This is a genomic window from Shewanella putrefaciens (assembly GCF_016406305.1).
Lineage (GTDB): Bacteria > Pseudomonadota > Gammaproteobacteria > Enterobacterales > Shewanellaceae > Shewanella > Shewanella putrefaciens_C.
Window position 1 is genome coordinate 3,825,850 of the sequence record NZ_CP066369.1, and the last position, 15,563, is coordinate 3,841,412.

At 46.6% G+C, this 15,563-nt stretch carries 13 protein-coding genes; 3 read left to right on the plus strand and 10 right to left on the minus strand.

Annotation, left to right across the window (positions count from 1 at the left end; all coding sequences use genetic code 11):
• Positions 1 to 117: 117 nt before the first annotated feature.
• Entirely contained in the window at positions 118 to 1,593 is a 1,476-nt protein-coding gene (locus tag JFT56_RS16680) for an MFS transporter (protein WP_198781115.1), read from the plus strand.
• 70 nt (positions 1,594 to 1,663) lie between these two features.
• Here JFT56_RS16680 and rlmB read toward each other — a convergent pair whose 3' ends face one another.
• From rlmB to zapE, 8 genes are all read right to left on the minus strand, one after another.
• Positions 1,664 to 2,410 (minus strand): 23S rRNA (guanosine(2251)-2'-O)-methyltransferase RlmB, encoded by a 747-nt coding sequence (gene rlmB, locus JFT56_RS16685; RefSeq protein ID WP_198781116.1) that lies wholly within the window; start codon positions 2,408 to 2,410, stop codon positions 1,664 to 1,666.
• A complete protein-coding gene (gene rnr / locus JFT56_RS16690; protein ID WP_198781117.1) occupies positions 2,411 to 4,825 on the minus strand; it encodes a ribonuclease R in 2,415 nt (804 codons plus the stop codon).
• A gap of 39 nt (positions 4,826 to 4,864) precedes the next feature.
• Positions 4,865 to 5,521, minus strand: coding sequence for a flagellar protein MotX (motX, locus tag JFT56_RS16695; RefSeq protein ID WP_198781118.1), 657 nt, complete (start codon positions 5,519 to 5,521; stop codon positions 4,865 to 4,867).
• Between the two features lie 124 nt (positions 5,522 to 5,645).
• A complete protein-coding gene (locus JFT56_RS16700) occupies positions 5,646 to 6,941 on the minus strand; it encodes an adenylosuccinate synthase (protein ID WP_198781119.1) in 1,296 nt (431 codons plus the stop codon).
• Positions 6,942 to 7,007: 66 nt separating this feature from the next.
• Positions 7,008 to 7,196, minus strand: a complete 189-nt coding sequence (locus tag JFT56_RS16705; protein WP_198781120.1) for a DUF2065 domain-containing protein — start codon at positions 7,194 to 7,196, stop codon at positions 7,008 to 7,010.
• Positions 7,197 to 7,295: 99 nt separating this feature from the next.
• Positions 7,296 to 7,688 carry a 30S ribosomal protein S9 gene (gene rpsI / locus JFT56_RS16710; protein ID WP_006083052.1) on the minus strand — a complete coding sequence of 131 codons (393 nt, stop codon included), beginning with the start codon at positions 7,686 to 7,688 and terminating at the stop codon, positions 7,296 to 7,298.
• 14 nt (positions 7,689 to 7,702) lie between these two features.
• Positions 7,703 to 8,131 carry a 50S ribosomal protein L13 gene (rplM, locus tag JFT56_RS16715; RefSeq protein WP_007650458.1) on the minus strand — a complete coding sequence of 143 codons (429 nt, stop codon included), beginning with the start codon at positions 8,129 to 8,131 and terminating at the stop codon, positions 7,703 to 7,705.
• Positions 8,132 to 8,420: 289 nt separating this feature from the next.
• Positions 8,421 to 9,533, minus strand: a complete 1,113-nt coding sequence (gene zapE / locus JFT56_RS16720) for a cell division protein ZapE (protein WP_198781121.1) — start codon at positions 9,531 to 9,533, stop codon at positions 8,421 to 8,423.
• 422 nt (positions 9,534 to 9,955) lie between these two features.
• On the opposite strand from zapE, the gene degQ reads away from it, so the two are divergent.
• Together degQ and degS are read left to right on the plus strand one after the other, a co-directional pair.
• Positions 9,956 to 11,308 carry a Do family serine endopeptidase DegQ gene (gene degQ, locus JFT56_RS16725; RefSeq protein WP_198781122.1) on the plus strand — a complete coding sequence of 451 codons (1,353 nt, stop codon included), beginning with the start codon at positions 9,956 to 9,958 and terminating at the stop codon, positions 11,306 to 11,308.
• A gap of 126 nt (positions 11,309 to 11,434) precedes the next feature.
• Positions 11,435 to 12,517: an outer membrane-stress sensor serine endopeptidase DegS gene (gene degS / locus JFT56_RS16730; protein ID WP_198781123.1), complete on the plus strand. Its 1,083-nt coding sequence runs from the start codon at positions 11,435 to 11,437 to the stop codon at positions 12,515 to 12,517.
• 455 nt (positions 12,518 to 12,972) lie between these two features.
• Here degS and JFT56_RS16735 read toward each other — a convergent pair whose 3' ends face one another.
• A complete protein-coding gene (locus JFT56_RS16735) occupies positions 12,973 to 13,986 on the minus strand; it encodes an IS110 family transposase (RefSeq protein ID WP_198780376.1) in 1,014 nt (337 codons plus the stop codon).
• A 319-nt stretch (positions 13,987 to 14,305) separates the two neighbouring features.
• Positions 14,306 to 15,418, minus strand: a complete 1,113-nt coding sequence (locus JFT56_RS16740) for a hypothetical protein (RefSeq protein WP_198781124.1) — start codon at positions 15,416 to 15,418, stop codon at positions 14,306 to 14,308.
• Positions 15,419 to 15,563: the final 145 nt, after the last annotated feature.

Sequence of the window (15,563 nt, forward strand, 5' to 3'; positions counted from 1 at the left end):
ATTTAGTGATCAACACATAAAAACGCTAACTTAATCGATAAATACCAACAATTTGCAACACCGAATAAACACTAACTCCTGATATACTCACCCGAGCAATCTTACAAGGAGTCGTTTATGGCCAACCCGCTACGTACTTTCGCCTCTTTATATAGCACCACGTTATTAACTGTGCTGGCAGGCGGTTTACTGACGACCTATTTGGGACTCAGACTCTCGGTCACCCATGTTCCACAGCTTTGGATTGGTGCCATGATGTCAGCCTATTACGTTGGTCTGGTGGCGGGGTCCAAGATCGGCCATAGACTTATCGCCCAGGTTGGTCATATTCGTGCCTTTGTCGCCAGCGCCGGAATTGTCGCCGCTTCGGCCTTAGGTCATGCCCTTGTCGATCAATTAGCCATTTGGATATTACTTCGACTTATCGTCGGCATGGGCATGATGTGCCAGTATATGGTGCTCGAAAGCTGGCTGAATGAACAGGCGGAGAGCAGCCAACGCGGCACAGTTTTCGCCAGCTATATGATAGTCTCTTACTTTGGCTTGATATTAGGCCAAGGCGCCATCAGTATTTACCCCGAACTGGGCTTAGAGCCGCTGCTTCTTATCGCCATTTGTTTTGCCCTGTGTATCGTCCCCATTTCATTAACACGTCGCATTCACCCTGCGCCCTTAGTGCCAGCACCGCTGAAAATTGCCCATTATTGGAAAAAAGCCCCGCAGGCCCTGACAACGATTGCCATAGGTAGCATGATAGTGGGCTCCTTTTATGGTCTCGCCCCAGCCTACGCCAGCAATTTAGGGTTACCCCCAGAGAAAGTCGCCACTTATATGACGGCCACTATTCTCGCGGGTCTTTTGGCACAATGGCCAATGGGAAAACTGTCCGACATTATGTCCCGCAGCCGACTTATCCGTATCAATTGCATTCTCTTGGGGATTCTAGCTTTAGGCATCGCCATCACCCCCTATCACCCTGTGGTTTCACTGGTGATGACGTTTCTCTTCGGTATTTTAGGCTTTACCTTCTATCCGCTCGCCACCGCACTCGCCAACTCTCGGGTTGAACAGAGCGATAGAGTGGGATTATCGGCCACTATTTTGCTCACCTTTGGCCTAGGTGCCAGTATTGGCCCCCTTATCGCCTCGACACTGATGCAATGGCTTGGTAACAGTATGCTCTATGGCTTTATGTCGGCCTGCACCTTAATCTTGTTTTTACGCCTGCGTTATGTACATTCACAGCAAAAGGCCGAAACCCATGTGACCCAAGACTATATGATGGCAACGGGGGACTTAGTGTCATCGCCCCTTGCAGCAGCCCTCGATCCCCGTGTCGATGTCGAGTCGATTCAGGATCAAATGACCCCGACATCTAACAATGATGAAGATGACTTAGGGGCCGATGCGACTGAACAGGGTGAAGATGAAGAAGACTTAGAGGAGGAGCAACAACTTGTGTTTAGTTTTGACTTTGAGCCCGTTAGTACACTCAGCCCACTGGGTGATTCTTTAACACAGGCCGATGAGCAAACCGAGCAGCAAACAGTTGACCCCGTATCCGCCCAGAATGACTTAACAAAAGCGCTTTAGCGACTAAAAAGCCATAAAAAAAGACGGAATTTATCCGTCTTTTTCATTTATGACAATGCACTAGTGGATATTACAATCCGCTGCGGCGTTGACGCACGGCTTCGAATAAACAAATGCCAGTGGCTACCGACACGTTCAAACTCGACACGCTTCCCGCCATCGGAATGGAAATCAACGAATCACAGGACTCGCGGCTTAAACGGCGCAATCCTTTATCTTCAGCGCCCATAGCAATCGCCAGCGGCCCCTTAAGATCGGCTTGATATAACTCACAATCCGCCTCGCCCGCCGTACCCACGATCCAAATGCCTTTTTCCTGCAGATGGCGCATAGTGCGCGCAAGGTTAGTCACTTGGAATAAGGGCACAGTTTCGGCTGCGCCGCAGGCCACTTTACTCACGGTAGCGGTTAAACCAACGGAGTTATCCTTAGGAACGATAATCCCCTGTACACCCGCCGCATCGGCATTACGTAGGCAAGCACCTAGGTTATGGGGATCGGTAACACCATCTAAAATCAGCAAAAAGGGCAATTCTGTTTTAGCCAATAAATCGTCTAAATCATGCTCACTCAATACCTTTGCCGCTTTTACACGTGCAACTATGCCTTGGTGTTGGCTGCTTTCAGCCTTGTCGTCTAACGCTTTACGGGAAGCCACTTGAATCGTTGTGCCAAAGGCCTTGGCCTGATTAGCCAATACAGTTAAACGCTCATCATCACGGCCCTGCAATAACCAAAGCTCAATAATCCGCTCGGGGCTATGCTTTAACAGGGCCTCGACTGCGTGGATCCCAAAAATAATATCTTGTTTTTTCATTTATTTCTTTCTCGTGCTCCGCTTAGCGGCCTTAGGCTTTTTAGCCGGACTTTTTACATCTTTCTTTGCTTTGGCACTCGCCTTGGGTTTAGCCTTAGCGGAACTGGTTTTCGATTTAGCCGTCCCAGTTTTAGTCGCCTTAGCCAACTTTGCGCCTTCACGATTGACGCGCTCACGGGCCGTTAGCGGCTTATCGCGGCTGGCAGATGCTTTACGCTTGCCGCCTTTACTGTCATCGCCAAGCATAAGCAAATCAATCTGTCTGTCATCTAGATTAACCGCCGCAACCTTAACCGTCACAGGATCGCCAACCTGATAGATCTGCCCCGTATTCTCGCCGATAAGACGCTGGCGCATAGGGTCAAATTGATAGTAATCGCTTCCTAGGCTTGAGATATGCACTAAGCCATCGATAAATAGCTCATTGAGGCGAACAAACAAACCAAAACTGGTTACTGAAGCAATCACAGCATCAAAGGTATCGCCAACGTGATCCTGCATAAACTCGCACTTGAGCCAATCGCTAACATCGCGAGTCGCTTCATCGGCACGGCGCTCTGTGGTCGAACACTCTTCACCTAATTGATCGAGCTCATCGAGTTGATAGTGATAACCACCATCCTGCGTCCACTTCTCTGTCGCCTCACCACGCTCCTTCGCCAGCAAATAACGAATGACTCGGTGGAGTATAAGATCAGGATAACGTCGAATTGGCGAGGTAAAATGCGCGTATTCTTCTAAAGCCAAACCAAAATGGCCTTCATTATCCGGCGTGTAAATCGCCTGGCGCATTGAGCGCAGCAACATCACTTGGATAAGTTCGGCATCGGGACGGTCGGCGATTTGTAACATGACGTTCTGATAATCCGACGGAGTAGGTTCAAGGCCGCCGGTCATTGTCAAACCGCGTTCAGCAAGAAACTCTTTGAAGTTCGCCAATTTTTGCTCAGATGGCGCTTCGTGCACACGGTACAAGACTTCGCCTTTGTGTTTTTTCACAAATTTGGCCGCGGAAACGTTAGCCAAAATCATACATTCTTCAATGATTTTATGGGCTTGATTACGACCACGCGGCACAATTTTCTCAATCTTGCGCTGCTCATTGAAAATGAATTGAGTTTCCATAGTCTCAAACGCAATCGCGCCACGCTCGGCTCTTTGCTCATCGAGCGCGAGGTACAATGACTGTAAACACTGCAAATGCGGGAACAAGCTTTCATGTTCAGGCGCAATCGGCCCACCTTCTAACATGGCTGCCACTTGGGTATAAGTAAAACGCGCGTGTGAGTGCATCACCGCTGGGTAAAACTTGTAACCCGATAACTTGCCTTTAGCAGACACTGTCATCTCGGCGACCATACATAAACGGTCAACATGGGGATTGAGTGAACACAGGCCGTTGGAGATTTTTTCCGGTAACATAGGGATAACTTGCGACGGGAAATATACCGAGTTACCACGGGCACGCGCCTCGGCATCTAAGGCCGAATCGGTCCGCACATAGTAACTCACATCCGCAATCGCGACCCATAAACGCCAGCCGCCGCTCGGCTTAACTTCGGCATAAACCGCATCGTCGAAATCGCGGGCATCTTCCCCATCGATAGTCACTAATGGCAGATGACGCAGGTCAACACGGCCGACTTTATCGGCTTCGACCACTTCATCGGGGATGCGGCGCAGTTTCTTCTCGATCACAGGTGACCAAGTATGGGGTAAATCATAATTACGCAGGGCAATTTCGATTTCCATCCCCGGCGCCATTTGCTTACCGAGCACTTCGGTGACTTTACCCGCAGCTTTAACAAAACGCCCGGGACGGCGGGTTAACTCCACCACGACCACATCGCCCTGACGGGCGCCATTGCGGTCTTCATTGGCGACTAAGATTTCTTGGGTAATTCGCTTATCATCGGCAATCACAAAGGCCATGCCGCTGTCCACGTGGTAACGGCCGACAATCGCGGCGCTGCGTGGCTGAATAAGTCGCACGATACGTGCTTCACGGCGGCCTTTACGGTCCATGCCCGCCTTTTGAGCCAGCACTTTATCGCCGTGGAAATACATCAGCATATCGCGGTTAGAGATAAATAAATCATCACCACCTTCGTCGGGTTTGAAAAAGCCGAAGCCTTCTCTATGCCCAAGCACAGTTCCGGAAATAAGATCCATCTTCTCGGGTAAGCCATAGCTCTGCCCACGGGTGAACACTAGCTCGCCATCGCGCTCCATCGCCCGTAGGCGACGGCGCAGGGCTTCAAGCTGCTCTTCTTCGTGGATGTTTAACGCCGCGGCAATGCTGTCACGGGTTATAGGTGATTTCTGAGAACGTAAGTAATCGATAATATACTCACGGCTTGGGATAGGGTTTTCGTACTTATCCTGTTCACGCTCAAAATGAGGGTCTTTAATCATTCAATATCCAAATAATGTGTCCCTGCTTTCAGAGACATCCTAATGGGTTCGCAACTGAGCTTGCTGAGCCCGCGCCACTGCACTTGGGGGCATTTTAGCTGCTAACACCTGCAGTAAAGATAAGGCTTTATTCTTAGTCGCCTCATCCGCAAAAACATCGTTATATAACCAGTGATAGGCCATCTCATAATCTCGTGGACTACCATAACCTTCACCGAATAAACGCACTAACATCATACGAGCGGGTAAGCTGCCACCCGCTGCTGCCGGCAGTAAATAGTTAACTGCACGGTCTTTATTACGAATAACAAATTTACCACTCTGGTAATACTCGGCAAGTTTTACCATAGCCTCAGGGCTGCCTTGCTCGGCCGAGTCCCGTAGCAAGTTCATCCCCTTCCCGGGATTTGCCTTCACACAGGCCCCATGATTAAGCATTTCGCCCCATAGGAACTGATATAGCGGCTGTTTCAAGACTTCGGCACGCGCCTCTATATCTTGAACTAGCTGGCAGTCATCACGCTTCACTTTCGCTAAGTATTGATTACTATTGATCAACTCAAGCAGCTGAGCTTGACTATAAATATCCACAGCCTGTGTTTCTGCAAAACACATTGAAGATACTAAGGGCAGTAGTGCAACTAATGCTGTACGTAGCATAACGACTCTCAATGACAATAGGGTGAATACTTGCATCGGCAGTATAACCTATTTCTTGAGCTTGAGCTGATTTCTTGAGCTAAACATCTAACCACAGAAACGAATAGAGAAAGGCATAAAGCAGCGGAGAAAAAGGCCGTGAAACACGGCCTTTTAAGTCTTAATTGAACGGACTCACTAAAATCATCGTCTCGTTACGGTCAGGACCCGTAGAGATAATGTCGATAGGTGTTTCTAGCAACTCTTCAATACGCTTGATGTAATTGATCGCCGCCTGTGGCAATTGATCAATCGACGTCGCACCGAAAGTCGACTCGCTCCAACCCGACATAGTTTCATAAACAGGCGTAACCTGCTCATAACCTTCAGCTGCCAGTGGCGTAACCTTTGCAATAGTGCCATCAGGGTGTTGATAACCAACACAAATCTTCACTTCTTTCAGGCCATCGAGTACGTCTAACTTAGTCAGGCAAAAACCACTGACACTGTTGATTTGTACCGCGCGGCGCATTGCTACTGCATCCAACCAACCTGGACGGCGCTTACGCCCCGTAGTCGCACCAAACTCATGGCCTTTAGTACCTAAATGATCGCCCACTTCACATAAAAGTTCAGTCGGGAAAGGACCTGCACCCACACGAGTGGTGTAAGCCTTCATGATACCTAGGACATAATCTAAGTGACGTGGACCAAAACCGCTGCCCGTCGCAACACCACCGGCAGTGGTATTTGAAGAGGTTACAAACGGATAAGTACCGTGGTCGATGTCTAGCAGTGTACCTTGGGCGCCTTCGAACAGTATTGGCTCACCGGCTTTACGGGCGGTATCCAAAAGTTCAGTCACGTCAACACACATGCTCTTCAGATAATCGGCCATCGCCAATGCATCTGCTAGCGTCTGTTCGTAATCTACGGCTTCAACCTGATAATATTCTGTCAGCATAAAGTTATGATATTTCATCACTTCTTTTAGCTTTTCAGCAAATAGCTCTGCGTTGAACAGATCGCCTACACGTAGACCGCGGCGGGAGATCTTATCTTCATACGCAGGTCCGATACCACGGCCAGTTGTACCGATAGCTTTGTTACCGCGGGCTTTTTCACGGGCGATATCTAAGGCACAGTGGAAAGGTAGGATCAGCGGGCATGCTTCAGAAATCAGCAGACGTTCCTCAACGGGAATACCGCGATCTTTGAGCATGTTGATCTCTTTCATCAGGGCGTCGGGGGCAAGCACCACGCCGTTACCAATAATGCATTTCACATTATTGCGTAAAATACCCGATGGGATCAGATGAAGTACGGTTTTGTCGCCATTAATAACTAAAGTATGACCAGCATTGTGGCCACCTTGATAGCGAACTACATATTTTGCCTGTTCTGTTAGAAGGTCGACAATCTTACCTTTTCCTTCGTCACCCCATTGGGTGCCGAGAACAACTACGTTTTTGCCCATTGTTTGCTGCAAGGTTGTGGTTAAAAAAGAATTCTAACAGATTTTAACGGCCAAGTGGTAAGGCATTTATGAAAAAATAATCAAAATAACGACCCCAGAAGTGACTAAAGCACCGCCTATTCTGCGTAAAACTTGCTGATTTTGATTAGAAAGTTCATTCAAATAACGACGCCATTTATTGGGGAATAACAGCGGGCCTACGCCCTCTAGAATCAACACCAATGCAACCGCCAGCATAAATAATTGAAATGTCATCTTCCCCTCTCAAGTTCTACTTTATTTTCCAGATGATAGCCAAATTCAGCCAATAAAAAACCCAGCATAAGCTGGGTTTTTTGATATTCCGAAAACGTATTAACGCTTAGAGAATTGTGGCTTACGACGTGCTTTACGTAGACCCACTTTCTTACGCTCAACTTTACGAGCGTCACGGGTAACGAAACCAGCAGAACGTAACGATGGACGCAGAGCTTCATCTAATTGCATCAGAGCACGGGTAATACCGTGACGGATTGCGCCTGCTTGGCCAGTGATACCACCGCCTTTAACAGTTACATAGATGTCCAGCTTGTCAGTCATTTCAACTAACTCTAATGGCTGACGAACAACCATACGAGCAGTTTCACGACCAAAATACTGATCCAAAGGACGTTGATTTACAACGATGTTGCCACTACCAGCTTTAGCGAATACGCGAGCTGTAGAGGTTTTGCGACGGCCAGTGCCGTAGTACTGAGTTGCAGCCATTTGCTTAATCCCGTTTAGATATCAAGAACTTGAGGTTGTTGTGCAGCGTGGTTATGTTCTGCGCCAGCGTAAACTTTCAGTTTACGGAACATGGCACGGCCCAGAGGACCTTTTGGTAACATACCCTTAACTGCCTTCTCGATGATCATTTCTGGCTTATGCGCTTGCAGCTTTTCAAAGCTGATTTGCTTAATGCCACCAGGGAAGCCTGAATGCGAGTAGTACGTTTTGCCTTTCGCTTTGTTACCAGTAACAGTAACTTTCTCAGCGTTGATAACGATGATGTAATCACCAGTGTCAACATGAGGAGTGTATTCTGGCTTGTGCTTTCCGCGTAAACGGGTAGCAATTTCAGTAGCGATACGACCTAAAGTTTTGCCGTCTGCATCAACGACGAACCAGTCACGAGTTACAGTTTCTGGTGTAGCAGTAAAAGTCTTCATTATTACAAAAACCCAAAGTTAATTTTCTGTCTCACATGCTGTTTGCATTTGCAAACAACACAAAATTGCCTTTCGGTACCCCTTCGAGCACTTAATTCGGCTTACAACTTCCGCCCAATTGGCGGAGTAACGTGGGCAGGTGGCGGAGTATAGACAAAGCTGAGTTAAAAATCACCTGATTTTTTGCCAAAAATTACAATATTTCGCTCAATGTGGCCCGTCATCCGACGGATTAACAAGCCACTAGCGATTCGAGGAGGAAATTGTAAAAAAACACGGCCATACAAGGTTAAGGTAGGTGCTCGGTTTTTAAATAATCATGGGATTGCATTTCAATAAGACGTGAGCGGCAACGTCTAAATTCAAAACTCAACAATCCGTCGGCGTAGATGTCCTCCAGCGGCACTTGGGCCGATACAATCAGTTTTACATTGCGCTCGTAAAACTCATCCACCATGGCGAGAAAACGTCTGGCAATATCGTCTCCCGTCAGAAAAGCGCCCATTTGCTCTATACCGCTTATAAGCACTGTATGATAAATCCGCGCTAACTCCATATAATCCCGCTGGCTACGCGGCCCATCACAGAGCGCCCTAAAATCTGCGAGTAACACGCCCTGTGCTTGCTGACGTATTTGGATTTCACGCCCTTCAATTTCAATGGCTTCGGTTGATACTTCAGCCTCAGGCGCCAATTGTTCGAAGTAATGCAGCAGGTTAGTATCGGCCTGCGCATCTAAGGGATAGTGATAAATCTCCGCCTGCTCTAATGTTCGCAGTCGATAGTCAATGCCAGAGTCAACATTTAACACTTCACAATGTTGATTAATCAAAGCGATTGCCGGTAAGAAACGAGCCCGCTGTAAGCCGTTTTTATATAAGTCATCGGGAATGATATTCGATGTGGCGACTAATACGACGCCCTCTTTAAATAGGGCCTGAAAGAGTGTGCCGAGCAACATCGCATCGGTAATATCGGAGACAAAAAATTCGTCAAAACAAATCACTCGATACTTGGCCGCCATCTGTTTAGCGATGGCTAATAAGGGATCCCGTGTGCCTTTGAGGCTATCCAAATCTAAGTGCAACTGGTGCATAAAGCGATGAAAGTGAGCCCGCAATTTTTTATCGCCAGGCAGCGCATCATAAAAGGTATCCATCAGATAGGTTTTACCGCGCCCCACTCCGCCCCAAAGATACAGACCTTTAGTTGCAGCAGGTGCAGATGTTAATCCTATTGCCGTAAACAACTTAGTGATGACCGAACTGGGTTCCTCTGCGGCGGTTAAATCCTCATAGACTCGTTGCAATGCCTTAACGGCAATTTCTTGAGCCGGATCATGGGAAAAACCATCTCGGGTAAGATCTCTTTGATAATGCAGCCAAGGGCTTAACTGAGGCACTTTTTAATTCTCTTATATCCTTTAATAAAACTGTGACGATATTAGCACGGCAAATATGACGCAGGATATATTAATGCCGCATTGGGCAAACAAGGTAAATGCCCTATTCCCTTAAAACCCAGTCCCTATTGCCATAGTCTGTGTTATAACCCTTTAGGCAATAGCTCACTATTTGACTTTTTGGTCTTGAAAAATACGCTCGGCGTCCATAATTTTCACTTCAGTTACATTCAAGGAAGAGCCGATAAAATAGTCATAAAGAAATTAACCTTTGTTAATATTGATGAACTTTTTCAAATAGGTGCGTGTCCGAATGGTTACCTAGGCAAATAGCCGGTACCGATACAGATTTGATCTGGTGCGCACTCTATAACGACGCATTACATCCAGATCCTTGATCCCTTATTTGGAGTTATGAATAGATGAAAACAAAACTATCTGTACTTTCAGCCGCAATGTTAGCCGCTACCTTGACTATAATGCCTGCCATCTCACAGGCCGCAATTCCACAATCTGTTGAGGGACAACCTATTCCAAGCCTAGCACCCATGTTGGAGCGCACCACTCCCGCGGTGGTTTCTGTGGCAGTGACAGGCACCCATGTGTCTAAGCAACGTGTTCCCGATGTATTCCGCTATTTCTTCGGCCCCAATGCGCCACAGGAGCAAGTGCAAGAACGCCCCTTTAGAGGCTTAGGCTCAGGGGTGATTATTGATGCAGAGAAGGGCTATATAGTCACCAACAATCACGTGATTGATGGTGCCGATGATATTCAAGTCGGGCTGCACGATGGCCGTGAAGTTAAAGCCAAACTCATTGGTACTGATTCAGAGTCTGATATCGCATTACTGCAAATTGAGGCCAAAAACCTTGTTGCTATTAAGTCTTCAAACTCAGATGACTTGCGTGTAGGCGACTTTGCTGTTGCCATTGGTAATCCCTTCGGTTTAGGGCAAACAGTCACATCCGGTATCGTCAGCGCCTTAGGTCGTAGTGGCCTCGGCATTGAAATGCTCGAAAACTTTATCCAGACCGACGCCGCCATTAACAGCGGTAACTCGGGTGGCGCACTCGTTAACTTAAACGGAGAACTGATTGGGATTAACACCGCAATCGTTGCGCCTGGCGGTGGTAACGTCGGTATTGGCTTTGCGATCCCCGCCAATATGGTGAAAAACTTGGTTGCACAGATTGCCGAACACGGTGAAGTTCGCCGCGGCGTGCTCGGGATTTCAGGACGCGACCTCGATAGCCAACTCGCACAGGGGTTTGGTTTAGATACCCAGCACGGTGGTTTTGTAAATGAAGTCACTGCGGGCAGTGCTGCCGAAAAAGCCGGTATTAAAGCGGGCGATATTATCGTCAGTGTCGATGGACGTGCGATTAAGTCGTTCCAAGAGCTACGCGCTAAAGTTGCCACTATGGGCGCTGGCGCTAAAGTCGAGTTAGGGCTGATCCGCGATGGCGACACTAAAACGGTTAAAGTGACCTTAGGCGAAGCCAGCCAAACCACTGAGGCTGCCGCTGGCGCAGTTCACCCAATGCTGCAGGGCGCTTCCCTAGAAAACTCAGCTAAGGGCATTGAAATTACCGAAGTGGCGCAAGGTTCACCCGCGGCCATGAGTGGCTTACAAAAAGGCGATGTGATTGTGGGAATTAACCGTTCTGCGGTGAAGGATCTCAAGTCACTCAAAGCACAACTTAAAGATCAAGAAGGAGCGGTAGCACTGAAGATCCTCCGCAATAAGAGCATGTTGTACTTAGTGTTACGTTAATCGACGCTCGTGTCTGAAATTTCAGCAATTTTTCAGACTCAGATCAGCATAGGGAACACTCGTTCCCTATGCTTCGCGCGGTTAACCATGTTAATCTAACTCACCTTTTCCAATATTTATCCTGCCATGACAATAAAAGACACCCTGTTATATCTAGGTAAAGCCATCCTTTTCGGTCTTATCATGGCGGCAATGTTCTTATTGGTCACCCGTTATTTCGATAATCAACACCTTGGCAATAGTCTGCTCCAGCCCAGGGCGAATAACACGGTAGAGTTGTCCTTTGCCAAGGCGGTGCGCCGCGCAGCCCCTGCCGTTGTCAATATTTACAGCCTCAGCATAGATCAGAGTCGCCCACTCAATTCAGGCTCACTCCAAGGCCTAGGCTCTGGGGTGATAATGAGTAAAGAGGGCTATATTCTCACGAATTATCATGTAATTAAAAAAGCCGATGAAATTGTGGTCGCCCTACAGGATGGCCGTAAATTTACCTCGGAAGTAGTGGGTTTCGATCCTGAAACCGATCTCTCTGTCCTTAAAATCGAAGGCGATAACTTACCGATTGTCCCCGTTAATCTAGATAGCCCACCCCAAGTCGGTGACGTGGTGCTCGCGATTGGCAACCCCTACAATTTAGGCCAAACCATTACCCAAGGCATTATTAGTGCCACTGGCCGTAACGGTTTAAGTTCGGGTTATTTAGACTTCCTGCAAACCGATGCCGCGATTAACGCGGGCAATTCCGGCGGCGCCTTAATCGATACCAATGGTAGCCTCATTGGGATTAACACCGCCGCATTCCAAATAGGTGAAGAAGGTGGTGGCCACGGCATTAACTTCGCTATCCCGATTAAATTAGCCCACAGCATTATGGGCAAGTTGATTAAGAACGGCCGCGTGATCCGCGGTGCCTTAGGGATTTCCGGCGAGCCGATAAACCCCGTGGTGGCACAAATTCTAAATCTGCCCGATTTGCGGGGGGTATTAGTCACAGGAGTCGACCCTAACGGCCCTGCGGCACGGGCCCAGTTAATGCCAAGGGATGTGATTATTAAATATGATGGCGAAGATGTCCCCGGCGTCGAGATGCTGATGGACCGCATCGCAGAAACCACCCCAGGCAAAAAAGTCATGATGACAGTCATCCGCCAAGGTAAACCGCAAGAATTACCCGTCATTATTGATGAAAAGGTTGTGGTTGATAATTAAGCTCAGTAACTGACCTTGTTAACCTCAGAATGAGGCATGTATAAAACCTCATTCTGAGTCATCCTAAAATCACCTACTACCTCATCCCTCAAATGGCAGAGCTAAAATAGCACTGTAATTTCTAGCTTACTTTTGCCCCAGAGCAAGACAGTTGAGCTACGCGCATTACGCATTAATTGTCATTGCTTCCCCAGTGACTCGCCGTGAATATATATATGGACACCTCGAATAGATCAACCACTTTTTGAGTAACAGAAAGTAATACTGCGTACGTATATCCGACCTGTTCGTGAGAATCTTTGCTCTCTGGCCTTAATGAGAACCGCGCCTTTGCTGCTTATCGTCCCTTCGGAGTTATAACTCCTTATACTCTCTCAGCATTTGCAAAGGCCGGTATTACCTGTTACTTCATTAATTGCGTTCGGTTTTTTAGGGTATGTTATTGCTTCATTTAGTTAACAGGGTCTGTACTCTGTTTTATAGTAGAGCATCGCCCAAATTATCCTCGCCAGTTTATTTGCAACTGCCACGGCTGCTTTTTGCTTGCCTCTTCGTTCAATGATATTTCTCGCCCATACAGACAGCCTATCATCGTTGTTTGTTGCGTAGCGTATGACAGACCATGCACCTTGAATTAACTGACGCCTTAGATAGCTGTTACCACGCTTGGTTATGCCACCTAATTTCTGTTTTCCACCACTTGAAAACTCTTTTGGAACGAGCCCTAAATTGGCAGAAAAATGTCGACCATTTTGATAACTGGAGCCATCTCCAGCAAAGGATACCGCTGCTGTGGCAATAATCTCAGCGACACCTCGTATTGCGGTTAACCGTTTGGTATCTGGATGATTCATTGCTTGTATCCGAATATCTTTTTCTAATGACTTAATCGAAGCATTTACGGCATAAAGCTCATCGAGCAATTCCCTGATGTACCGACGAGCGATAGTGGTAAGCGAGTTACTTGCATCTTCGAGTAACTCAGGAAGTGCTAGGTTAAGTGGATCACGACCTTTAGGGATAACGATGCCATATTCACTTAATAAACCACGGATCTGATTAGTTAATGCCGTTCTGACCCTAATACGGCGCTCTCGGATCCGATGGCTTATGATCACATCGACCTGCTCTAAAGATCTTGGTTTAACAAAGATGATGTTAGGACGTTGAGCCGCTTCACATATAGCAAAAGCATCATTGCGGTCATTTTTATTCCCTTTCACGAATGGTTTCACATGTTGTGGTGGAATTAATCTGACCTCAAAACCCTGAGAGATAAGTTCTCTGCCCCAATAATTTGAGCCACTGCAGGCTTCCATAGCAATGACAGCATCGGGATATTGAACAAGCGTTTTTAATAGTTGGGTGCGTTTAATTGTGCGATTAAATACGGCTTTCCCTGCTTGATTAACACCACAAACCTGGAGAACATTTTTTGCCAAATCGATACCAATTAGAGTAATTTTCATAGTGGACACCTTTGTTGATATTGAGCTTGCAGATTCAATATGGCGTTAATGACGCCTACTTTACAAGAGGTGTCCATCTCATCATCCCTATAGGCTTCCCTATAGGCTCGACGGCGACATCCATGTCGCCAACGGTCACTGGTGCAACAATGCCAATCTTAACTAACACTTCTGCTGTTCGTTTAGCTAAAAAGCTATTGCCCCATTCGAAGTTAGGAACGCGACTTGAGATGAGCATCACTTGTCTAATGTTGATCAAAGTTGAGTAATGCGACAAAGTGACGACTGAAACTGTGACCATCACAGTTCGTAACAAGGATTACCTAGCTTCATCCATTTCACGTTGTTCAAACAATGATCTAAAGACTCTAGTCTCATAGCCGTCCATTATTAGTTTATCGCTAATTTTATTGTATGAATCGCCATCAATAAGTTGCTCTACATCTATATCAATAATTTCTAGGGATGGATGAACTTTGTATTTAGTTGTGATTGGCTCAGGTAGCTCGTCACAGAATATGGTACACTCAATCTCTACCGTCTTATCCGTCTTGAGCAAAATGCTTTCAGTAGATACCTCTTCTGTTTGCGCTTGCATCTTAGATATGCTCCAAGATATGTAATAAAAATTATGTTCCGAATGTAGAGTTATAGCCTTAGGGTCAATATGCTTTGCTCTTTGGTAGTGAGGAACAAGATTGGGAAAATCGTCAATATCTTTCTGAGGTGTACTAGGCAGTTTACCAGGCATAGTTACTGATAAACCTTTATGCCTAGGAATCTCTAGCTTAATTGATACGCCGCTCGCTAAAATGCGGCTGTCATTCGTAATCTTTAGATAAAGAAGCTCTGCACCGGCCCACTCAGAAAGCACCTTAGCTCTTTCTCTGAATAATTCGGTATTCCTATGTTTACCAAAGTTAGGAGTTTGTATAGCAGCTATTATATGCAGATGACCAAAGATAGGGTGGTTAAAGTCGGGCTTATCTTCTTTATAATCTGGTATGTCATCGTTATTAGGTAGGTTTACTCTGCTGCCACGGATAGTAAATTGTGCCTCAAGTACTTCATTATCACCGTTCAGTAATTGACAATTAAGTGAAGGAAGTTTTGGAAGCTCTGCCTTTCGTGTATCGATGTATCCTTTGCCTATTGTGGCTATAAGGTGATATCCCAATCCGCTTAGAACAAGAATGATGCCAGAAGTAGGGTCGCTAGTCGCATTTAGAAAAGCTCGAAGAATCTCAGACTTGCTTACATATTCCTCAAACAGTGCAATAGCGAAAGCATGAGCAATCTTTACTTGGGACTCTGCAATTTGACACAAACCGACACCGATTACCCATTTAGCTATGACGTTATACGCATTGGGCCTGATGAGATTAACAATCTTTTCAAATATGTCGACCCATTTGGATACTTGTTCGTGCATTGACGCTTCCGCTGCTAATTAGCCAATATGATGTGTAAGTTACCTGAGAGGAAACAATTAGTCATATAATTTGAAAGGTATTTTTGTAATATTTTCACGATATTGTTCGGTACAATCAAAACTATACAGTGGGCGAAGTGGTTTT